Source organism: Aeromonas sp. 603607, assembly GCF_049171595.1.
Lineage (GTDB): Bacteria > Pseudomonadota > Gammaproteobacteria > Enterobacterales > Aeromonadaceae > Aeromonas > Aeromonas veronii.
Genome location: NZ_JAAKOV010000001.1, coordinates 252689 through 275064 on the forward strand (window position 1 = coordinate 252689; position 22376 = coordinate 275064).

The window sequence follows — 22376 nt, forward strand, 5'->3', positions numbered from 1 at the left end:
TGACCATGATCCCAACGGCAACCTTATTTGGTCACCACCACAGCCCAGGGGCCACCTTTGGCGGGATCATCCCCTTGCGTCCACCATTTGGCCTGATAGACGGCGCCCTTGTAGCTCACCTTGTTGCCCGCGGTATAGACCTTGCTGGCCTCCCAGGCAGGCTGGCCATCAATGGGCGGGTCAACCGGATCGACCGGGGCAGGATCGAGCTTGGCGACGATCCGCACTTTCGGCCAGTTGGCGTGGGAACCGTAGAAGTTGGTCACGCACTTCTCGTAATCACCCGGCACCAGCGCAGAATAAGCGGTCTGGAAGCCCACCAGCTCACACTCGAAGGAGTAACCGCCCGGGCGATCAGGATAGTACTTCCAGTTGCCATCCCAGTTGGTGTAGAGCACGTCGGTAGCGCCGTTGAGATTGAGGCTGCCATAGGGAGTCTGCTGCCAGCAGGTGTTCTTCTCATCCGCCTTGACTGGGATCTGGTAGTGGTTGGCCAGCCCTTCCCAGTAGCGGATGCGATTGACCGGCTGCCCTTTGTCCTTGTTCTGTTCACCACACTCGATACCGCCGTTGATGACGTTGATGGTGGTACCGAAGCCATAGCCGATACCGGCGTCAGCTTCCCGTTTGGAGGGTACCCAGGTGCGATCAATCACGTGCAGCATGGCCGGTTTCGGGGCCTGCGGGGTGAGGAAGAACCAGATGGCAGAAGCGAGGTTGAGCCAGGAGTCCGCCACCAGCCCCGGGTTGTTGAGCAGCACTGAGGCATCGCCATCAAACATCGCCTCGGAGAAGGCCCCGTAGTTGAAGTGGTAAGAAAGCTGCTTGGCGCCGCGGCCAAAGTAACCTTGTCCGGTACTGCAGGGCCACTTCTTGTTCTGCCAGTCGTTCTGGCCACAGCCGGTGGTATAACCGGTCTGTCCCTCTGACCAGCCCATCTCCCGCACATGCACCAGCGCCTGTTGCCACTCCTCCAGCCCCAGCGGGTTATCGGAGACGTTCTCCTTGGCAATATGGCCGCCGGTCTCCTGAGAGAAGTGGGCAAAGGCCGTCACAATGGATTTTTTACAGATCGCATCAGAATCGCGCCCGTCGTTATATTCGCCGCAGAACGCAGGAAATTTACCGATGGCCCGCAAGAAGCGGACATAGGTATATTCCGGCGCGGCCATCTGGGTTAAATATTCCCATTCAGATTGGGGAAATACCCGTTCAACCCGTTTTACGTTGTCAGGATTGCTTGCCAGACCCGGTTCAATGGCATCGACTATTTTATTTGACCGTGTGGCCAGTGCCTTGGCCCATATTGTATACATGGGGTTGGCCGTCTTGGCCTTTTCCACCGCGGCCAGATCCGGGGCCGCAATCACATATCCTCCCGCATTTTGTGGATCGGGTTGAATATTCATGGTTGCACTTATTACGGCATAGCTGGGCAATACGCAAGCGGCAGCGATCAGCCAGGCACAACGCTTGGGTTTGAACATGTTTATCGTCCTTGTTTGAATTAATGCGCTCCAAGAGTAGGTGTTCCAACAACTAAATTCACGATGAAAATTAAGAAATGCGCGTAATTTGTGAACCATTTCACCTTGTGCTACTCAACGCAGCTAAAACGACATAAAAGAACTCAAACGATGACCATTTTGGCCTGTTTTGCCACCCGTATGGGGAGGCGAAAGACGATCAGATGATCTGTCACCAATTAATTATTCGTGGCAAAAAAAAATGGCTGACCCGCTTCACCAGTCAGCCATCAACAATGTTCAAATAACGCTCACAAAGAGCTCGCTGTCAGGCGCGCACGGCACGGATCAGGATATTGCGCGGGGTCATGGGTTTGGCACAGAACTCCCCCACTTCGACCCGATAACCCTGCTCTTGCAAAAAGAGCGCGCGATCCAGCGCCAGCCAGATCTCGAGAGGACGGCGAAACAGATGACGCACCAGCTCCATGCGGGCGACATCACCAAAGCGACGCTCCCCGTGCTCCAACCAGGCGGGATAGTCGAGCCCGGCGGGCAGCACAATCCCTTTGCGTTCAGCAGCCCAAACGCAGAATGCCTCGAAGGTGCCGGTCAGCAGGCTCTTTTGCATATTGGGCACCGGCAGATACTCATCCACCCCGCGCACCTGACGCTGCAGGCAGTCAAACCCGAGCCGCCACACCACTTCCTGCTCGCGCAGGCGGGCGATCCGCGCACCGCCGGTGACCGTCTCCTGTAGCGGCAACTTGAGATCCGCTTTGCTCAACACCAGCTCGCTGGCGCTGGCCGCGGCCGACAGCGGGCGATAGTGGCTGGTACGGATCAGGTGGTAACAACAGGGAGAGATGGTCACTCCGCGGGCACCGCGCTCGGCCACCCGCTCCAGCAGATGGGTGTGGAGCTCGCCGCAGGCATGGAGTGCCATGGCGTGATGTTCGGGGGCGATCAGCGCCGCCGATTCAGGGGCAAAGGCATCGGCGCAGGTAAAGGTCATATTGGCGCCATCCCGCTCGGCCAGCAGCCGACCTTCGTCACAAAGCTGTCCTTGCAGCTCCAGACTGAGGATAGGAGCCTGTCGATGAAGTGACACCAGCCGCCCAAGATGTCCCTTGCCAGCACACCACTCCAGATAGGGGCCCTGATGGGCAGGCAGACAGGCGGTGAACGACTCGATCTGGGCCTGCTTGCGCCCCGGCATATGCAGCGCCATCTCCTTGCTGCAAGTGATTGGCTCAGGGGTAAACGGGGCAAGCTGACTGAGTTGCTGCAGCTCGGCTCCCTCGGCAATCCAGGGGGCAAGCAGACTGCTGAGGGCATCCATATCCGCATCGAGCTCTGCCAACTGGACGAGCGTCAGCCCATTGAGCAGTACCGCCAGCTCGGGCGCCTCATCGGCAAAGGCCATGGTCAGATGATGATATGGCTGATACTGCCACCAGCGTCGGTAGCGGGTGAGCAGTCGATCCAGGTGTTGAAAACGTTGAGCCAGCACGAATGCCCCTGCCTTGCAGTCATAAAGGAGGCTCATTCTAGCGATCCCGCTTCAAATTGCACTCTCAATACCAAACGATCAGCGCCGCGCAACAGCACAGCCAACCTTGTGAGCCAGGGCAGACCTGACAAAGTACGGGGTTTTATGCTATATTCCGCCCCCTCTTTCACGCGCCCCGCCAACGCGGGACGCTTTATCACTAGCTATGGGACCAACAACATGACCATCAACGCCATTCTGCAAGCGCGCGCGGGCGCCAAGTGTGAACTGTGCAGCGCCGAGCAGGCGCTGACCGCCTTCGTGGTGCCTCACTCCCCCGCCAGTGACGATGATCACAGCGTTGCTATCTGTGACACCTGCCGTGGTCAGCTGGAACAACCGGATACCCTGGTGGTCAACCACTGGCGTTGCCTGAGCGACAGCATGTGGAGCCAGGTGCCTGCGGTGCAGGTGATGGCATGGCGCCAGCTGAAAGCACTCTCCGGCAAGGGTGAAGTGTGGGCTCAGGATCTGCTGGATATGATGTACATGGAAGACGAAGCCAAGGCCTGGGCTGAAGCTGGTATTGCTGACGAAGATGACGACAGCGTACCGACCGTTGACTCCAACGGCGCCGTGCTGCAAGAGGGCGACTCCGTTACCCTGATCAAGGATCTGGACGTGAAAGGCGCCGGTTTCACCGCCAAGCGCGGCACCCTGGTCAAGGGCATCCGTCTGACCAACAACCCGCTCCATATCGAAGGCAAGGTCAACGGCGTGCAGATCGTACTGGTTGCTGCCTACCTGAAAAAGGCCTAAAGCCAAGGGCGATTGCTCTGCTGTCTGCTGCCAGAGCACAAGCACAACGAAAAAGGATGGCGTCACGCCATCCTTTTTTATACCCGCTTGCCGCAAACGGCCAACTTGAGCCCATAACAGGCCAGCCAAAGCAAAAAGGCGCATCCGGATGGACGCGCCTTCTTTACAGGGCCGATACCGTTAACCGGCAGCGGAAACGGTCACTCAGGAGGAGAGTTTGCCGTCCAGCTCAGCAATCTTGGCCGACCAGTAGGCCGGGCCGGTTTCGTGGATATTGTTGCCTTCGGAATCGACGGCAACGGTCACCGGCATATCTTCCACTTCAAACTCGTAGATCGCTTCCATGCCGAGATCGGCAAAGGCCACCACGCGCGCCTTCTTGATAGCCTTGGCCACCAGATAGGCTGCGCCACCGACGGCCATCAGATAGACGGCCTTGTGCTGTTTGATGCTCTCGACGGTTTTCGGGCCTCGCTCGGATTTGCCGATCATGCCGATAAGGCCGGTTTCACCCAGCATCATGTCGGTGAACTTGTCCATCCGGGTGGAGGTGGTGGGGCCAGCCGGGCCAACTACTTCGTCACGCACCGCATCGACCGGGCCAACGTAATAGATGAAGCGGTTGGTGAAATCGACCCCTTCCGGCAGCCCTTCGCCATTTTTCAGCATGTCGGCGATACGCTTGTGGGCGGCATCGCGACCGGTGAGGATCTTGCCGGAGAGCAGCACGGTATCACCGCTCTTCCAGCTGGCCAGCTCGGCCTTGGTGATGCCATCGACGTTGACGCGGCGCACATTGCCACCCGCTTCACGGGTGATCTCCGGCCAGTCACTCAGTTTCGGCGGAGTCAGTTCGGCAGGGCCTGAACCATCCAGCTCGAAGTGAACGTGGCGGGTGGCGGCGCAGTTGGGGATCATCACCACCGGCTTGGAAGCGGCATGCGTCGGCGCAGATTTCACCTTCACATCCAGCACGGTAGTGAGGCCGCCCAGACCCTGGGCACCGATCCCCAGCTTGTTGACCTTGTCGTAGAGCTCGACCCGCAGCTTCTCTTCGGTGGTTTGCGGGCCACGGGCGATCAGCTCCTGAATGTCGATGTGCTCCATCAGGGCCTCTTTGGCCAGCACCGCCGCTTTCTCGGCGGTACCGCCGATGCCGATGCCCAGCATGCCGGGCGGGCACCAGCCTGCGCCCATGGTCGGCACGGTTTTCAGCACCCACTCGACGATATCGTCAGAGGGGTTGAGCATCACCATCTTGGATTTGTTCTCGGAGCCGCCACCTTTGGCCGCGATGCTCACTTCCACCTTGTTGCCGGGGATCATGTCGATATGCACCACGGCAGGGGCGTTGTCTTTGGTGTTTTTGCGACTGCCGGCCGGATCGGCCAGCACGGAGGCGCGCAGCGGGTTGTCAGGATTGGTGTAGGCACGACGGGTCCCTTCGTCCACCATCTCCTGCACCGTCATGTCGCTGTCCCACTGGACTTGCATGCCAATCTTGACGAAACAGGTCACGATGCCGGTGTCCTGGCAGAGCGGGCGATGACCTTCGGCGGACATGCGGGAGTTGATCAGGATCTGGGCCAGCGCATCTTTGGCGGCCGGGTTGGCCTCACGGTCATACGCCGCTTTGGCAGCCTGAACAAAATCCAACGGGTGGTAATAGGAGATGTACTGGAGGGCATCTGCGATAGAATCGATGAAATCCTGTTTTTTTATAATGCTCATATCATCCTCACTGGTCCTTGTCGCTGCCACGGAGCAGGGCAAGGGCTTCCATATGATGGGCCGTGCTGACGTGCTGGCTAAAAACTATCAACCAGCAAAAAACGAACGACACGGCAGTTTTTTCTTAAGTCACCGACACCTATGATACGCTTGCCCACCAGCACCGACTAGGGTTCGGGAACCAAACTGTTGCCTGTGTAACATAAAATGACGCCAACACTTCATATCCATCATCTAGACCATAGTGCTGAGCTCCATCAGCTTTTTGCCCGCCTGCAACATCAGCCGTGGGCCATGTTGCTGGAATCGGCGGGGCCACTCGGCGCCGATAACGGCTTTGATATCATCACTGCCGACCCGCTGGCGACCCTCGAAACCCGCGGCGAAGTGACCACTCTGCGTGTCGGGGCGAATATCAGCAAACACCACGAAGATCCCCTCGCCCTGCTGGCCCATACCCAGCAACAGTTGCTGGGGGAGCTGGAACTGTGCGCCACTCACCTGCCCTTTATTGGTGGCGCCCTCGGCTTGTTTGGCTATGATCTCGGCCGCCGCTTCGAACGACTGCCGGTGCAGGCCGCCGCCGATATCGCGGTGCCGGACATGGCGGTAGGCATCTACGACTGGGCGCTGCTGCGCAATGTGGCGACCGGCGACTGGCAGCTGGTGCACTGGGGGGATGAAGCAGGCCTTGCCAACCGGCTGGCCTGGTTTGAACAGCAGCAGGCCAAACCGGCCCCTGCTTTTGCCTTGTTGGGGGCGTGGCAGAGCAATATGAGCCGCGCCGAGTATGGCGAGAAGTTTGCCCGCATTCAGGAATATCTCGCCGCGGGGGATTGCTACCAGATCAACCTGACCCAGCGTTTCAGCGCCCCCTATCAGGGGGATGAGTGGCAGGCCTACTGCCTGCTGGCTACCGCCAACAAGGCCCCCTTCTCAGCCTTTATCCGCCTGCCGGAGAGCACGCTGCTGAGCCTCTCCCCCGAGCGGTTCCTGCTGCTTGATGGTCGCCATATCGAAACCAAACCCATCAAAGGCACTCGCCCTCGCCACCCTGATCCGGCCACCGATCGGCAAGTCGCGCGGGAGCTGGCGCAGGCGGACAAGGACAGATCAGAGAATCTGATGATCGTTGATCTGCTGCGCAACGATATAGGTCGGGTCAGCCGGCCGGGCTCGGTCAGCGTGCCTCATCTCTTTGCGGTGGAGTCGTTTCCGGCGGTGCATCATCTGGTCTCCACCATCCATGGTGAGCTGGATGCACGCTGGCAAGGAGTCGATCTGCTGCGCGCCTGTTTCCCGGGTGGCTCCATCACCGGCGCCCCCAAGATCCGCGCCATGGAGATCATCGAAGAGCTGGAGCCCCAGCGCCGCAATGCCTATTGCGGCAGCATCGGCTATCTCAGCCAGCATGGCCGGATGGATACCAGCATCTGCATTCGCACTTTGATCGCCGAAACGGGGCGCCTGCACTGCTGGGCCGGTGGCGGCATCATCGCCGACTCCGACGCCGACAGCGAGTATCAGGAGACCTATGACAAGGTCGCCCGCATCCTGCCACCGCTGTCGGCGCTGTAACCCTCCCCACCGTCAAGGCAACATACAGGAGAGCTCCCCGCCATGGATCGCCACGAACTACTGACCCGCTTCCAGTTGCAGCGACCCGCCCCGGCCCATCGTCTCGCCATTGGCGGGCTCAGCCCGGCGGCGGTGTTGATCCCGGTGGTGATGCGCGATGAGGGGCTCAGCGTGTTATTGACCCGGCGCAGCCCCCGGCTGCGTCATCATGGAGGGCAGATCAGCTTCCCCGGCGGGCGACAGGATCCCGGCGACGAGAACCTGATTGCCACGGCGCTGCGGGAGACCGAAGAGGAGCTCGGCATTCCGGCCCGGCTGATTGAAGTGATCGGCACCCTCAACCCGCTCAATACAGTGTCACGATTCGAGGTGCTGCCGGTGCTGGGGCTGCTCGATGGCAACTATCCCCTCATCCTGAGTCCGGATGAGGTGGATCACGCCTTCGAAGTGCCGCTGACCCATCTGCTGGATCGGCGCAACCACATCCCCCTAACCCTTTCCAGAGGAGGGAAACAGCACACCATCTACTGGATCCCCTGGCAACAGCACTTTATCTGGGGGGCTACCGCCAGCATGATCAACCAGCTAGCCCAGCATCTCGCAAAATAACAATTTACCTACATTTGGCTGAGCGAGATTTAATCATTAACACTAAAATAACGTGCCAATTGATAAACAATAATTGAATTTTTCTTGTTTTGATCACATTTCCATAAGAAAGTGCGGTTTTTCATGCCGTAAAGATGAATTTGATCAACATTTTTGATTAGAAAAACCGTATCCTTGCGCCGACTTAATAAGAACCACACATTCGGGGTGAGATAGATGTCAAACACAGTCACTGGCACGCAGGGAGTTGCGGCGTCAACAGAGCAAGGGATCAGCTCTACTCAAACCACTCGTTGGGAAAAACGCGACTCTACCTGGGTCATCAGTCTGTTCGGGACCGCGGTTGGCGCGGGTATCCTGTTCCTGCCGATCAACGCGGGTATGGGCGGTTTCTGGCCACTGGTCGTCATGGCGCTGCTGGTAGGTCCCATGACCTATCTGGCCCACCGTGGTCTGGCCCGCTTCGTCCTCTCCTCCAAAAAGCCAAATGCAGACATCACCGAAGTGGTGGAAGAACACTTTGGCGTGGGTGCCGGTAAATTAATCACCCTGCTCTACTTCTTCGCCATCTACCCCATCGTGCTGATCTACGGCGTGGGTATCACCAACACCGTGGAAAGCTTCATGGTCAACCAGCTGCAGATGAGTGCCCCGCCGCGCTGGATCCTCTCCATCGTGCTGATCATGGGCATGATGTCGGTGATGCTGGCCGGTGAAAAGCTGATGCTGAAAGTGACCGAGCTGCTGGTTTATCCGCTGATCGCCATTCTGGCCGGTATCTCTTTGTACCTCATTCCGGACTGGACCGGCGCGGCGCTGGAGCAAGTGCCCTCTGCCAAGGATTTCGCCACTACCCTGTGGCTGACCATCCCGGTACTGGTCTTCTCCTTCAACCACAGCCCGGCTATCTCCAGCTTCTCTCTGGCCCAGCGCCGCGACCACGGTGATCAGGCTGTCGAGAAAGCCGATGCCATCCTCAAGCGTACCGCCATGGTGCTGCTGGGCTTCGTGATGTTCTTCGTCTTCTCCTGCGTCATGAGCCTGACACCGGCCCAGCTGGCAGAAGCCAAGGCCCAGAACATCGCCGTGCTCTCCTATCTGGCCAACCAGCATGCCAGCCCCATCATCTCCTACTTCGGTCCGCTGGTTGCGTTCGTGGCCATCGTATCCTCCTTCTTCGGCCACTATCTGGGTGCCCGTGAAGGTCTGAAGGGGATGATCGTGCAGAACATGCGCAAGTCCGGCAAAGAGCCGAACGCCAAGAAAGTCGAGATGTTCATCATCGTCTTCTTCATCCTGACCCTGTGGGGCACTGCCATTGCCAACCCTTCCATCCTGGGCATGATTGAATCTCTTGGCGGCCCGATCATCGCCACCATCCTGTTCATCATGCCGATGTACGCCATCAAGCGCGTACCGGCCATGGCGAAATATCAGGGCCATATCAGCAACGTATTCGTTGCAACCATGGGGATGATCGCCATCTCCGCCATCCTCTATCAGCTGGTCGGTTAATCCCCTACCTGCCACTGATAGCAAAAAGCCAGCCGAACACTCTGCTGGCTTTTTTATCTCTGCACTCTGTGCCTCCGCGATTCCCCTGCTCTCTCCTTATTACTCTCCTCACCTTGTTGGATATCTGCATGCTCACCAGCGCCATGGCAGAGCACTTCGGATATCAACATGACGCCCCCCTGCCCGCAGCTCAATATCGCCAACACGTTTACTCCCCCTCACCAAACCATGATGGCGTGTCTGATAGGACGGGTTGGGTTCATCTGCCGCAGCCAGCCACCTCCATTCTTCTGTGATGATGTGATGATGTGATGATGTGATGATGTGATGATGTGATGATGTGATGATGTGATGATGTGATGATGTGATTGTCTTGAAGATCTGGGGTAAGCCATAGCAATCGGCTGTTAGCAGAACAGACAAAAATGTGTAACGCACAACAGAAGGAGGAAGCACAACTCCAAGGGATAAAGATAAGGCAGCGCCCTGGACAAGGGCGACAGAATGTCTGGCACATCAGCCAAAGAGCCTGCTTAAAGAGGAAAAGAGAGCAAATCCGGCAATAAAAAGCGCCCTCCGAAGAGGGCGCAAGTGTGTTGCGAAACTGACCGTTGCGAGATCAGGCTTCGCGGCTCGGTACCGGAGCCACATCCAGCAAGGTTTCATCTTCGGCCATGCACGCTGCGGCGGTGAACAGCACGTCGGTGGAGCTGTTCAGCGCTGTCTCGGCAGAATCCTGCAACACACCGATGATAAAGCCGACAGCAACCACCTGCATGGCGATGTCGTTACTGATGCCAAACAGACTGCACGCCAGCGGGATCAGCAGCAAGGAGCCGCCCGCGACACCGGACGCGCCACAGGCACTGATGGTGGCTACCACAGAGAGAAGCACGGCCGTTGCCATGTCCACTTCCATCCCCAGGGTATGTACCGCCGCCATGGCGAGCACAGTGATGGTGATGGCCGCACCTGCCATGTTGATGGTGGCACCCAGCGGGATGGAGACCGCGTAGGTATCTTTGGGCAGGCGCAGTTTTTCACACAGCGCCATGTTGACCGGAATGTTGGCGGCAGAGCTGCGGGTAAAGAAGGCGGTCACGCCGCTCTCTTTGAGGCAAGTCAGCACCAGCGGATAGGGGTTGCGCTTGATCTTCCAGAAGACGATCAACGGGTTGACCACAAAGGCGATAAACAGCATGCAGCCGATCAGCACCACCAGCAGTTGGGCATAGCCAAACAGGGCGTCAAAGCCGGTCTCTGCCAGCGTGGAGGCAACCAGACCCAGGATCCCGAGCGGAGCACAGCGGATCACCGCTTTCACGATGGCGGATACACCGTGAGACAGGTCAGTGATCAGCGCCTTGGTGCTCTCGTTGGCATGGCGCATGGCGATACCCAGACCGATGGCCCACGCCAGGATCCCGATATAGTTGGCATCCATCAACGCCTTGACCGGGTTGGTCACCACGTTGAACAGCAGGGTCTGCAGTACCTCGGTGATCCCGCCGGGCGGGGTGATCTCGGCAGTATTGGCCACCAGATGGAGGTTGGAGGGGAACAGGAAGCTGGCAATCACCGCGACCACGGCCGCAGAGAAGGTACCAAACAGGTAGAGCGCCAGCAGCGGGCGAATATTGGTCTTCTGACCCTGCTTGTGACCAATGATGGCCGCCATCACCAGTACGAATACCAGCAGCGGAGCTACCGCTTTCAGTGCACCAACGAACAGACTGCCAAGCAGACCTGCCGTTTTCGCCCACTCGGGCGCAAACAGTGCCAGCAAGATACCGAATACCAGACCAACCAGGATCTGGCTGACCAGGCTGGTGCTATTGACCAGCCGAAGGAGGGGGTGTTGTTGTGTCATCAAAAAAGTCCCTAAGCACCGTAGTGCATGAATCATGAGTCCTGTCTGCAACCACTCATCGGGAGACCCCTGTCGCCCGAATGTGGTGTCTGTGGCCAGCCTTCTGCCGGGCCGATCCGCCAGTCACCGGATTGCATGACGGAATATCCCATTCGCCATCTTTTTTTTCCAGAGACTCACCAAAAAATATCCCGTTTCCATCACAAAAAACCGCAACAAAACCTTAACCACGGCGCAACCACCCATTTTTGTACGTTTTATCGACACTCTCTGCCCTTACCCTCACGACCATTCCTGTGTCACCCGTGACCGGCATCGCTGTGCTATCATCCCCCATTTGCCGCGGAGCCTTACCATGATCCCATCCCTGCTCAACCAATATTTTGGTTTCTCCGCACTCAGGCCAGGTCAGGAAGCGGTGATCAGCCGGGTGCTGGCAGGTCAGAGTGCCGCCGCCATCTTTCCCACCGGCTCCGGCAAGTCCCTCTGTTATCAACTGCCGGCCCTCGCCCTGCCTCACCTGACCCTGGTTATCTCGCCGCTACTGGCGCTGATGCACGATCAGCTCGCCTTCCTTAAAAGCAAGGGAATAAGCGCCGCTACCCTCGACTCAAGCCAGAGCCCAGAGGAGAGCCGACGAGTGATGCAGCAGGCGCTGGATGGCCAGCTCAAGATCCTGATGATCTCGGTGGAGCGACTCAAGAACGAGCGCTTTCGCCGCTTTATCCAGCAAGTGCCGCTCTCGCTGCTGGTCGTCGATGAGGCGCACTGTATCTCGGAGTGGGGCCACAACTTTCGCCCCGACTACCTCAAGCTGCCGAGCTATCGCCATGATCTGAAGATCCCGCAGGTATTGCTGCTCACCGCCACCGCCACACCGGCGGTGATTCAGGATATGCAGACCAAATTCGGCATCGCGCCGGAGGGGGTCGTGGTCACCGGTTTCTACCGCCCCAATCTTGATCTGGCGGTCATTCCCCTGTCGCCCGACGCGCGGGATAGCTGGCTCGCGCAGGAGTTGGCCAACGATCCGGCGGCCCCCACCATCGTCTACGTCACTTTGCAACACACCGCAGAAGCCTGTGCCGAGCAACTCATTAGAGAAGGGATCAACGCCCGCGCCTATCATGCCGGACTCGACTCGGTGCTGCGCAGTCAGATCCAGCACGACTTCATGGCGGGCAAGGTGGATTGCATCGTCGCCACCATCGCCTTTGGGATGGGGATCGACAAAGCGGATATCCGGCGGGTCATTCACTACGATCTGCCCAAATCCATCGAAAACTACAGCCAGGAGATTGGCCGCGCCGGAAGGGATGGCCAACCATCGCGCTGTATCGTGCTGGCCAACCAGAGCCAGCTGCCGGTGCTGGAGAACTTCGTCTACGGCGATACGCCGGATTTGAGTGCCATCCTCCAGCTCCTTGCCATCCTCAAGCAGAGCGGGAGCGAGTGGGAATTCACCCTGCTGCGTCTCTCCAACGACACCAATATCCGCCAGTTGCCCCTTAAAACCCTGCTGGTCTATCTGGAGATGGCAGGCATCATCACACCGGCCTACAGCTACTACGCCGACTACCGCTTCAAGTTTGTGCTGGATAAAGGCGAGATAGTGAGCCGCTTCAATCCGGATCGTCGCCAGTTTCTGGAGCAACTGTTCGCCTGCGCCCCGCAAGCCCGCAGTTGGTGCACCATGGACTTTGACGCCCTCTGGCAGGGCTATCAGGGGGAGCGACAGCGGGCGGTTGCGGCGCTCGACTACCTGCAGCAGCAAGGCTGGATCGAGCTTGAAAGCAAACAGATGACCGAGGTCTACCGGATCACCCGTCAGGGGTGGGACAACGAGCAGGAGGCTAACGCGCTCCATGCGCTCTTCTTGCAAAAAGAGCAGAGTGAGTTGGCCAGACTGCAAGCCATGCTCGACTTTTTCACCTCGGATGAGTGCCTGAGCCACCGCCTCGCCCGCTATTTTGCCGATGAGGTGGCGCCGGTTCATTGTGGCTACTGTTCGGTTTGTCGCGGCGAGGTGGCGCATCTCCCGCCCCTGCCCTCACTGACCATGCCAAACGAGGCGGGGATCCGCGCCTGGTGCGATCCGCTGATTGCCAAGACCGGTTCCGTGGATGCGCGTGTTCTGGCCCGTTTCCTGTGCGGTATCGCCACACCGCTGACCAGCCGGGTCAAGGCCAAATCGCTGGCGGGTGCAGGCCAGTTGGCCGCGCACCCGTTTGCCCGCGTCCTGGCGGCAGTGCAACAAGCCTACCCTTGCTAGATGAGTGCTGGTGGCTTCAATAGCCACCAGCAGAAACAAGCGTTTAAAGACGCAGAAAAAGAAGACCCTCGCGGTTGCGAGGGTCAAGCCAACGGAAACGTGCTTAAACAGAGCTTGGTGAGGCAACAGTCAACTCTCTTGCTAAAGCGTCTTGCTGCTCACACATCGCCAATCTAGGGCACTCAAAATGTAGCGTCAATGTAAAAATTAGAGCCAAAACTCCAAACAAAGTGATTTACGTTGACGTTCACGTAATGACATTCTCATCCATAACCCCGCCAACCCGCAGCCCCATTGCCTTTCGTCAAACCCCTTAATCTTTTCGCAATAAGTTCCCTGTTTCCCATAAACATTTATTTTTTATGTCTTTGACATTTACCTCACTATCGTGGCAAAAATAATTTAACAGTCAGTAACATAGCGGTGTTGTTGACTGACCCTCCCCGCAAAAGGATCGGGCAGGTTTCTTCAGAATTTAACCTATCAACCGTGATGGATTACTGGAGTCTGTTGACTAGGCTTTAAAAGCGCACAACACAAAAGCAGTCATCCACTTTTTTCAGGGTAAGCGACTATAACGAGGGCAAAGTTATGGGCATATTCGAGCATTACCAACAGCGATATGAAAAAGCGAGAGAAGAGGAATATACCATCCAGGAGTTCCTGGATATGTGTAAGCAGGACAAAGCCTGCTACGCCTCCGCAGCCGAACGTCTGCTGACCGCCATTGGTGAGCCGGAGATGGTAGACACCTCAGCCAACCCCAGACTGAGCCGACTCTTCTCCAACCGCGTCGTGGCACGCTATCCCGCCTTCAAGGATTTCTACGGGATGGAAGAGGCCATCGAACAGATCGTCTCCTACCTCAAACACTCCGCCCAGGGGCTGGAGGAGAAGAAACAGATCCTCTATCTGCTGGGCCCCGTTGGCGGCGGTAAATCCTCGCTGGCAGAGAAACTCAAATCCCTGATGCAGAAGGTGCCCATCTATCGCATCAAGGGCTCACCGGTCAACGATCACCCCTTCTGCCTGTTCGATATCGAAGAGGATGGGGAGATCCTGGAAAAAGAGTACGGCATCCCGCGCCGTTACCTGCGTCCCATCATGTCACCCTGGGTGGCCAAACGCCTGCACGAGTTTGGCGGCGACATCACCAAGTTCAAGGTGGAGAAGGTCAACCCCTCCATCCTCGATCAGATTGCCATCGCCAAAACGGAACCGGGTGATGACAACAACCAGGATATCTCCTCACTGGTCGGCAAGGTCGACATCCGCATGCTGGAGCACTTCGCCCAGGATGACGCCGATGCTTACTCCTACTCAGGTGCGCTGTGTAAAGCGAACCAGGGGGTGATGGAGTTTGTGGAGATGTTCAAAGCCCCTATCAAGGTACTGCACCCGCTGCTGACAGCAACCCAGGAGGGTAACTACAACGGTACCGAAGGTCTCTCTGCCCTCCCCTTTGACGGCATTCTGCTGGCCCACTCCAACGAATCCGAGTGGCAGCAGTTCCGCAACAACAAGAACAACGAGGCCTTCCTCGACCGGGTCTACATCGTCAAGGTGCCTTACTGCCTGCGCGTCTCGGAAGAGGTGAAGATCTACGAAAAACTGTTGGTCAACAGCGAACTGACCGAGGCCAAGTGCGCCCCGGGTACCCTCGAACTGCTGGGCCAATTCTCGGTGTTGTCACGGCTGAAAGAGCCGGAAAACTCCAGCATCTACTCCAAGATGCGGGTCTATGATGGCGAGAGCCTGAAAGACACCGATCCCAAGGCGAAGAGCTATCAGGAGTATCGCGACTACGCCGGTGTGGATGAGGGGATGAATGGTCTCTCTACCCGCTTTGCGTTCAAGATCCTCTCCCGCGTCTTCAACTTCGACCACGCTGAAGTGGCCGCCAACCCGGTACACCTCTTCTATGTGCTGGAGCAGCAAATTGAGCGCGAACAGTTCCCGCAAGAGCTGCACGATCGCTACCTTGAGTTCATCAAGGGCTATCTGACCCCGCGTTATGTGGAGTTCATCGGCAAAGAGATCCAGACCGCCTATCTCGAGTCCTACTCCGAGTACGGTCAGAACATCTTCGATCGCTACGTCACCTACGCCGACTTCTGGATCCAGGATCAGGAGTACCGTGACCCCGAAACCGGCCAGCTGTTTGACAGAGCGTCCCTCAACAGCGAGTTGGAGAAGATAGAAAAACCCGCCGGGATCAGCAACCCGAAAGATTTCCGCAACGAAATCGTCAACTTCGTGCTGCGTGCCCGGGCCAACAATGCAGGCCGTAACCCCAACTGGACCAGTTACGAGAAGCTGCGCACCGTGATCGAGAAGAAGATGTTCTCCAACACGGAAGAGCTGCTGCCGGTTATCTCCTTCAACAGCAAAACCTCGGCCGAGGAGCAGAAGAAGCACGATAACTTTGTCGAACGGATGATGGAGAAAGGCTACACCCGTAAACAGGTGCGACTGCTCTCCGAATGGTATCTCAGGGTACGCAAGTCATCCTGACCCTGACTGTTCAAGGGGGAGTTATGGCGCATTTTATCGACCGCAGGCTCAACGGCAAAAACAAAAGCGCTGTCAATCGGCAGCGCTTCATCCGCCGCTACAAGAAGCAGATAAAACAAGCGGTCTCGGATGCTGTCTCCAAGCGCAGCATTCAGGACGTAGACAAGGGCGAGAGCATCAGCATCCCGACCAAGGATATCGGCGAGCCCCATTTTCATCAGGGGCACGGTGGTAAACGGGAGATGGTGCATCCCGGCAATGACCAGTTCGTCTCCGGCGACAAGATTGACCGTCCCAAAGGAGGAGGCGGCGGACAGGGTTCCGGCGAGGGACAGGCATCCAATCAGGGGGAAGGGGCCGATGATTTCGTGTTCCAGATCTCCAAGGATGAGTATCTCGATCTGCTGTTTGAAGATCTGGAGCTGCCCAGGCTGCAGAAAACCCAGCTCAACCAGTTGATGGAGGTGAAAACCTACCGAGCGGGCTACACCTCAAACGGGGTGCCCGCCAACATCAACGTGGTGCGTTCCCTGCAAAATTCGCTGGCACGTCGCATGGCGCTGCAAGCAGGCAAGAAACGCCAATTGCATGAACTGGAAGATCGGCTGGCCCTGCTGGCCGCCGATCCCAACGAGCACTTTGCCGAAATAGCCCTGCTCGAGAAGGAGATCAGGGAGCTGAAACGACGGATCGATGCGGTGCCGTTTATTGACACCTTCGATCTCAAATTCAACAACTTCGTCAAACGGCCCGTCCCCTCCAGCCAGGCGGTGATGTTCTGTCTGATGGACGTCTCGGGCTCCATGGATCAGGCCACCAAGGAGATGGCCAAGCGTTTCTATATCCTGCTCTATCTGTTCCTGAGCCGGACCTACAAGAACGTAGAAGTGGTCTATATCCGCCACCACACCCAGGCCAAGGAGGTGGACGAACACGAGTTCTTCTACTCCCAGGAGACCGGCGGTACCATCGTCTCCAGCGCCCTCAAGATGATGAATGACATCATCAATGAGCGTTACCCCGCCAACCAGTGGAACATCTATGCGGCGCAGGCGTCGGATGGTGACAACTGGGCAGATGATTCACCGCAATGCAGGGAGATCCTGGTGCGGGACATCATGCCAAGGGTGCGGTACTACTCCTACATCGAGATCACTACCCGTGCCCACCAGACCCTGTGGCACGAATATGAGTCGGTAGCCAGCCAGTTCCCCCACTTTGCGATGGAGCACATTCGCAAGGTCGAGGATATCTATCCGGTGTTCCGCGAGCTGTTCAAGAAACAAGCGGCGTGAGGAGGTCACATGATCGAAACAGAAAAACGTGTAGCGCCACTGGATGACGGACCAGACTGGAACTTCGATCTGCTGGAGACCTATCACCAGGAGATCGCCCGGGTCGCCCGTTTCTACAAGCTCGACACCTACCCCAACCAAATCGAGGTGATCACCGCCGAGCAGATGATGGATGCCTACTCCAGCGTCGGCATGCCCATCGGCTATCAGCACTGGTCGTTCGGCAAGCGCTTTATCCATACCGAGCGCAACTACAAGCGCGGCCAGATGGGGCTGGCCTACGAGATCGTCATCAACTCGGATCCCTGCATCGCCTACCTGATGGAGGAGAACACCATGCCGATGCAGGCGCTGGTGATGGCACACGCCTGCTACGGCCACAACTCCTTCTTCAAAAACAACTACCTGTTCAAGGCCTGGACCGATGCCTCCTCCATCATCGACTACCTGCTGTTCGCCAAGAACTACATCACCCAGTGTGAAGAGAAGCATGGCATCGAGGCGGTGGAGCAGCTGCTCGACTCCTGCCATGCCCTGATGAACTTCGGGGTGGATCGCTACAAGCGTCCCCAGAAGATCTCGATGGCAGAGGAGAAGCGGCGTCAGAAGGCGCGGGAAGATTATCTGCAGACTCAGGTCAACGAGCTGTGGCGTACCCTACCCAAGCAGCATAAAGCCGCGGGTGTGGAGGACAGGCGCTACCCCGCCGAACCCCAGGAGAACATTCTCTACTTTATCGAGAAGAATGCCCCCTTGCTGGAGCCCTGGCAGCGGGAAGTGGTGCGCATAGTGCGCAAGATAAGCCAGTATTTCTATCCGCAAAAGCAGACTCAGGTGATGAACGAGGGGTGGGCCACCTTCTGGCACTACACCATCCTCAACCACCTCTATGACGAGGGCAAGCTGAGCGATCGCTTCATGATGGAGGTGCTGCACAGCCACACCAACGTGGTCTATCAACCGGCCTACAACAGCCGCTACTACTCGGGGATCAACCCCTATGCGCTGGGGTTTGCCATGTTTACTGACCTGCGCCGCATCTGCGAGAACCCGACCGAGGAAGATAGATACTGGTTCCCCGACTATGCCGGCAGCAACTGGGTCGAAACCCTCCACTTTGCCATGCAGAACTTCAAGGATGAGAGCTTTATCAGCCAGTTCCTCAGTCCCAAAGTGATGCGGGATATGAAGTTGTTCGCCATTGATGACGACGATCTGAAGAACTATCTGAAGGTCTCCGCCATCCACAATGACGAGGGGTACCGTCAGGTGCGCAATACTCTGTCGGCCCAATACAACCTCAGCAATCTGGAACCCAATATTCAGGTCTACAACGTTGCCGTGAAGGGGGATCGCTCCCTCACCCTGCGCTATGTGCCCCACAACCGCATACCCCTTGGCGACTCACGCCATGAGGTGCTCAAACACCTGCATCAACTGTGGGGATTCGACGTGGTGCTGGAGCAGGATAACGGCGAGCTGCCGCCCGATATCATCGGCCGCAGCCCGGAGCGCAAACCGGGGATCTGACCCGTGACGTGATATCTCGACGGCCCACTTCGGTGGGCCGTTTTTTAATCGGTTGCTTCTGCCAGCATGAGCGCTGCCCAAGCCGTACAACCCGAACAAACCACAACATAGAAGGAGGCCCGCATGGTGTGCGGGCCTCTTTGCCTTGCTGTCACTCGGCAGCGATTATCAGTAGAAGGTCTGCTGCTCTGCGGCCATCGCCTTGAGACGGGCACAGGGGGCGAACCGGTCGCCGTGGCGCTTCTGGTAATACTCCAGACGGCCAACCAGATGATCGATCCCGAGCGTATCCATATAACGGAACGGGCCGCCAAGGAAAGGCGGGAAACCGATGCCGAAGATGGCGCCGATATCGCCATCACGGGCCGACGCCACCACACCACTATCCAACGCCATGGCCGCTTCGTTGAGCATCAGCAACACGCAGCGCTCGGCGATCTCCTGACGGGCCAGCTTGGCAGACGGCTTGATGCCGAGCACGCCATAGACGCTCTCGTCCACCGTCTTCTTGCCCTCTTTGCCAGTCAGCTTGTTGCGCGGTGCCGCCTTGCCATAGAGATAGAAGCCCTTGCCGTTCTTGCGTCCCTTGCGATCATTTTGCAGCAGCTTGTCGAACGCCTTGGGCGCCTGGAACTGCTCGCCGCCCAGCTCTTTTTCAAGAATAGGGGAGATCTTGGCGCCCACATCGATCCCCACCTCATCGAGCAAGGTGATGGGGCCAACCGGGAAGCCAAAGTCCAGCAGCGCGCTATCCAGCACCTCTACCGGCTCCCCTTCCAGCACCAGTCTTGCCGCCTCATTCATGTAGGGCGCCAAGATGCGGTTGACGTAGAAACCGGCTTCGTCCTTCACCACGATGGGCGTTTTGCCCTGGGCGCGGGCAAAAGCCAGGGTGGTAGCGACCGTCTCGGCACTGGTGCCAGCGTGGGGGATGATCTCCGCCAGCGGCATCTTGTCCACCGGGCTGAAGTAGTGCAGCCCCACGACTCGCTCTGGGTGCGCCGCCTCTGCCGCAATCTGGTTGATGGGCAAGGAAGAGGTGTTGGAGGCAAACACTGTGTGCTCACCGCACTCACGCTCCACGTCCTTCACCATCTGGTGTTTGAGATTGAGATCTTCAAACACCGCCTCCACCACCATGTCCACCCGGTGGAAACCGGAGTAGTCGAGGGTACCGGTCAACAGGCTCATCTGCTTTTCCAGCTCGCTGCGCAGGATATGACGGCGCTTGAGCTTCTTGGCCAGAATGTCATAGCTGTAGCGCATGGCATTGCCGATCCCGGCGCTTGCCACATCCTTGATCCGCACCGGCACGCCCGCCTTGGTAGCGGTGACGAACGCAATGCCGCCCCCCATCAGACCACCGCCCAGCACGGCGGCATGGGCCACCTTGCGCGGCTCGGCTCCCTGATAGGTGACCTCTTTCTTCATCTCGGTGGTGGCAAAGAAGATGGAACGCAGGGCGGCAGACTCAGCAGTCATCACCAGCTCGCCAAAGTGGCGGGATTCAGCGGCCAGACCGGCCTTCATCCCCTCCTCCACGCCGATGCGCACAACATCCAGGATCCGCTCCGGCGCCGGATAGTTGCCGCGGGTCTTGGCTTTCACCCCCTTGCTGGCCTGATCGAACAGCACCTTACGGCCCAGCTTGTTGGTCTCCAGCACCTTGCCCTGCAGATCCCGTTTCAACTGATGGCGCGGTTTGCCCTTCTTGGCCAGCTTGATGGCAGCATCCAGCAAGATTGACGGCGGCACCACATCGTCCACCAGCCCCAATTTCTTGGCTTGTTTAGCACGAACCTGCTTGCCGGTCAGCATCAGATCCAGCGCCTTGGCCACCCCGATAAGGCGCGGCAGACGCTGGGTACCGCCAGAGCCCGGCAGCAGACCGAGCTGCACTTCCGGCAATCCCAGCACGGTTTTACCGTGCTCGGTCACCACCCGACCATGGCAGGCCAGCGCCAGCTCCAACCCGCCACCGAGGCAGGGGCCATGAATGGCGGCGATCACCGGAATGGTCAGCCCCTCGATCTCGGCAAAGATCTCCTGCCCTTCTCGTGACAGGATCTCGGCATCCTTGGCACTGGTGCAGGCGGCCAGCATGGTAATGTCAGCGCCGGCGATGAAGGAGTCCTTCTTGCCGGAGGTGATCACCAGCCCGATCAAATCCTTGTTGCGTTTTACCTCGTCCAGTACGGAGCGGATCTCCTCGACAAAGGCGGCTTTCAGGGTATTCATGCTCTCGCCCGGCACATCCATGGTGAGGATGCCGATGCCATCTTTGCGAACATCCAGGGAAAAAGTCTTAGCGCTCATCATTCAACCTCCAACACCATAGCCACGCCCAATCCACCCGCCGCACAAGCGGTGTTGAGCCCCAATCCCCCGCCACGACGACGCAGCTCGTGCAGGGTCTGGGTGATCATCCGCGCACCGGTCGCGGCAAAGGGGTGGCCATAGGCCAGCGAACCACCGAGGACGTTGAACTTCTCCATGTCCACCTCGCCGATAGCCTGTTCGCGGCCCAGCTTGTCACGGGCAAACTCGTGGCTGGCAAACATCTTGAGGTTGGCCAGAGTCTGGGCGGCAAAGGCTTCGTGCATGTCGATCAGGGTCAGATCGCTGAGCGTGATACCGGCTCTGTCCAGCGCCAGCGGCGTGGCATAGGAGGGGCCCATCAGCATGTCTTGCCAGACATCGATGGCCGAGAAGGCGAAGCTGCGGATATAGCCAAGCGGTTCGAGGCCAAGCTCTTTCGCGCGACCTTCGCGCATCAGCAGCACGGCGGCGGCGCCATCGGTCAGCGGCGTGGCGTTGGCCGCAGTCACTGTGCCATGGACCCGGTCAAAAACCGGCTTGAGCTTGGCGTAGCTCGCGAGATCCGAGCTTTCACGGATATTGTTGTCCCGCTCGAGCGGTGATTTGTAGGGCGGTACATGGGCGGTAAACACCTCACCGCTGAGCTTGCCATCAGCCCAAGCCTGCGCGGCCAGAGTGTGGGAGCGGTGAGCCAGCGCATCTTGCGCCTCGCGGCTGATCTGGTGGCTCTTGGCCATCTGCTCGGCGGTCTGCCCCATGGAGAGGCCAGTAGAGTATTCCGCCACAGCGGGCGGCACCGGCAGCAGATCCTTGACCCTCAATGTCCGCAGAATATTGAAGCGCTGCTGCAGATTGCGCGCCTTGTTGAGATCCACCAGGGCACGGGCCAGCTTCTTGCTCACTCCGATGGGCAGCACGGAGGAGGAGTCAGCACCACCGGCGATGGCGATGTCTACGGTACCGGCCATGATGGATTCGGTGACGTTGGCCACCGCCTGAAAACTGGTGGCGCAAGCGCGGGAGACGCTATAGGCATCGGTATTGACGCTCATGCCAGTACCGAGCACGATCTCGCGGGCAATGTTGGGGGCTTCCGGCATCTGAACCACCTGGCCAAACACCAGCTGGTCGATAAGCTTGGGATCGAGATCGGTACGGGCAAGCATCTCGCTCACTACCAGTTTGCCGAGATCGACTGCAGGCACGCCATGAAAGGCGGTGGCCTGCTTGGCAAAAGGGGTACGCAGCCCCGCCACGACGGCAATCCGTTCGCCCTGGCGAGTCGTCAGTTTCAATGGCTGTTTCATCCTGGCTCCTTGGTTTAAAAGGCAGAGGTCTGACCTCATTGCGCCACATCTTAACAATC

At 58.1% G+C, this 22376-nt stretch carries 14 protein-coding genes; 8 read left to right on the top strand and 6 right to left on the bottom strand.

Features of this window, described 5'->3' with window-relative positions:
• Positions 1-23: 23 nt before the first annotated feature.
• The gene (locus G5315_RS01145; protein WP_227342829.1) at positions 24-1487 is read right to left on the bottom strand and encodes a chitinase; all 1464 of its coding nucleotides are present in this window, start codon (positions 1485-1487) and stop codon (positions 24-26) included.
• Positions 1488-1794: 307 nt separating this feature from the next.
• Complete coding sequence (locus tag G5315_RS01150) at positions 1795-3015, bottom strand: methyltransferase (protein WP_201988045.1); 1221 nt, start codon at positions 3013-3015, stop codon at positions 1795-1797.
• A gap of 183 nt (positions 3016-3198) precedes the next feature.
• Between G5315_RS01150 and G5315_RS01155 the strand changes: the two genes are divergently transcribed.
• Positions 3199-3777, top strand: coding sequence for a PhnA domain-containing protein (locus G5315_RS01155; RefSeq protein ID WP_005333203.1), 579 nt, complete (start codon positions 3199-3201; stop codon positions 3775-3777).
• A gap of 204 nt (positions 3778-3981) precedes the next feature.
• Here G5315_RS01155 and G5315_RS01160 read toward each other — a convergent pair whose 3' ends face one another.
• Entirely contained in the window at positions 3982-5508 is a 1527-nt protein-coding gene (locus tag G5315_RS01160) for a fumarate hydratase (protein ID WP_005351759.1), read from the bottom strand.
• Positions 5509-5802: 294 nt separating this feature from the next.
• Between G5315_RS01160 and pabB the strand changes: the two genes are divergently transcribed.
• The 3 genes from pabB to G5315_RS01175 all read left to right on the top strand — a co-directional run bounded on the left by pabB (position 5803) and on the right by G5315_RS01175 (position 9210).
• Positions 5803-7086 (top strand): aminodeoxychorismate synthase component I, encoded by a 1284-nt coding sequence (pabB, locus tag G5315_RS01165; RefSeq protein WP_421332145.1) that lies wholly within the window; start codon positions 5803-5805, stop codon positions 7084-7086.
• Positions 7087-7128: 42 nt separating this feature from the next.
• On the top strand, positions 7129-7695 hold the full coding sequence (locus G5315_RS01170) for a CoA pyrophosphatase (RefSeq protein WP_160881563.1): 567 nt from the start codon (positions 7129-7131) through the stop codon (positions 7693-7695).
• A 216-nt stretch (positions 7696-7911) separates the two neighbouring features.
• On the top strand, positions 7912-9210 hold the full coding sequence (locus G5315_RS01175; protein WP_421332146.1) for a serine/threonine transporter: 1299 nt from the start codon (positions 7912-7914) through the stop codon (positions 9208-9210).
• A gap of 619 nt (positions 9211-9829) precedes the next feature.
• Here G5315_RS01175 and sstT read toward each other — a convergent pair.
• Positions 9830-11080 carry a serine/threonine transporter SstT gene (gene sstT, locus G5315_RS01180; protein ID WP_139473892.1) on the bottom strand — a complete coding sequence of 417 codons (1251 nt, stop codon included), beginning with the start codon at positions 11078-11080 and terminating at the stop codon, positions 9830-9832.
• A gap of 355 nt (positions 11081-11435) precedes the next feature.
• Between sstT and G5315_RS01185 the strand changes: the two genes are divergently transcribed.
• The 4 genes from G5315_RS01185 (at position 11436) to G5315_RS01200 (ending at position 18691) form a co-directional block, all read left to right on the top strand.
• Positions 11436-13352 (top strand): RecQ family ATP-dependent DNA helicase, encoded by a 1917-nt coding sequence (locus tag G5315_RS01185; protein ID WP_421332147.1) that lies wholly within the window; start codon positions 11436-11438, stop codon positions 13350-13352.
• A 591-nt stretch (positions 13353-13943) separates the two neighbouring features.
• A complete protein-coding gene (locus tag G5315_RS01190; protein WP_033113275.1) occupies positions 13944-15866 on the top strand; it encodes a PrkA family serine protein kinase in 1923 nt (640 codons plus the stop codon).
• A gap of 23 nt (positions 15867-15889) precedes the next feature.
• The gene (locus tag G5315_RS01195; protein ID WP_064337906.1) at positions 15890-17161 is read left to right on the top strand and encodes a YeaH/YhbH family protein; all 1272 of its coding nucleotides are present in this window, start codon (positions 15890-15892) and stop codon (positions 17159-17161) included.
• 9 nt (positions 17162-17170) lie between these two features.
• Positions 17171-18691, top strand: coding sequence for a SpoVR family protein (locus tag G5315_RS01200; RefSeq protein ID WP_421332149.1), 1521 nt, complete (start codon positions 17171-17173; stop codon positions 18689-18691).
• A 168-nt stretch (positions 18692-18859) separates the two neighbouring features.
• On the opposite strand, the gene fadJ is transcribed toward G5315_RS01200, so the two are convergent.
• Positions 18860-21007, bottom strand: a complete 2148-nt coding sequence (gene fadJ / locus G5315_RS01205; RefSeq protein WP_421332377.1) for a fatty acid oxidation complex subunit alpha FadJ — start codon at positions 21005-21007, stop codon at positions 18860-18862.
• Positions 21007-22317: an acetyl-CoA C-acyltransferase FadI gene (fadI, locus tag G5315_RS01210; RefSeq protein ID WP_128816624.1), complete on the bottom strand. Its 1311-nt coding sequence runs from the start codon at positions 22315-22317 to the stop codon at positions 21007-21009. The genes fadJ and fadI overlap by 1 nt, the downstream gene beginning before the upstream one ends.
• Between the last annotated feature and the right edge of the window lie 59 nt (positions 22318-22376).

Coding starts and splice junctions, on each gene's coding strand:
- pabB (WP_421332145.1), top strand. CDS start 5,803: ATGTTGCTGGAATCGGCGGGGCCACTCGGCGCCGATAACGGCTTTGAT.
- fadJ (WP_421332377.1), bottom strand. CDS start 21,007: ATGAGCGCTAAGACTTTTTCCCTGGATGTTCGCAAAGATGGCATCGGC.
- G5315_RS01170 (WP_160881563.1), top strand. CDS start 7,129: ATGGATCGCCACGAACTACTGACCCGCTTCCAGTTGCAGCGACCCGCC.
- G5315_RS01185 (WP_421332147.1), top strand. CDS start 11,436: ATGATCCCATCCCTGCTCAACCAATATTTTGGTTTCTCCGCACTCAGG.
- G5315_RS01190 (WP_033113275.1), top strand. CDS start 13,944: ATGGGCATATTCGAGCATTACCAACAGCGATATGAAAAAGCGAGAGAA.
- G5315_RS01160 (WP_005351759.1), bottom strand. CDS start 5,508: ATGAGCATTATAAAAAAACAGGATTTCATCGATTCTATCGCAGATGCC.
- sstT (WP_139473892.1), bottom strand. CDS start 11,080: ATGACACAACAACACCCCCTCCTTCGGCTGGTCAATAGCACCAGCCTG.
- fadI (WP_128816624.1), bottom strand. CDS start 22,317: ATGAAACAGCCATTGAAACTGACGACTCGCCAGGGCGAACGGATTGCC.
- G5315_RS01195 (WP_064337906.1), top strand. CDS start 15,890: ATGGCGCATTTTATCGACCGCAGGCTCAACGGCAAAAACAAAAGCGCT.
- G5315_RS01150 (WP_201988045.1), bottom strand. CDS start 3,015: ATGAGCCTCCTTTATGACTGCAAGGCAGGGGCATTCGTGCTGGCTCAA.
- G5315_RS01175 (WP_421332146.1), top strand. CDS start 7,912: ATGTCAAACACAGTCACTGGCACGCAGGGAGTTGCGGCGTCAACAGAG.
- G5315_RS01200 (WP_421332149.1), top strand. CDS start 17,171: ATGATCGAAACAGAAAAACGTGTAGCGCCACTGGATGACGGACCAGAC.
- G5315_RS01145 (WP_227342829.1), bottom strand. CDS start 1,487: ATGTTCAAACCCAAGCGTTGTGCCTGGCTGATCGCTGCCGCTTGCGTA.
- G5315_RS01155 (WP_005333203.1), top strand. CDS start 3,199: ATGACCATCAACGCCATTCTGCAAGCGCGCGCGGGCGCCAAGTGTGAA.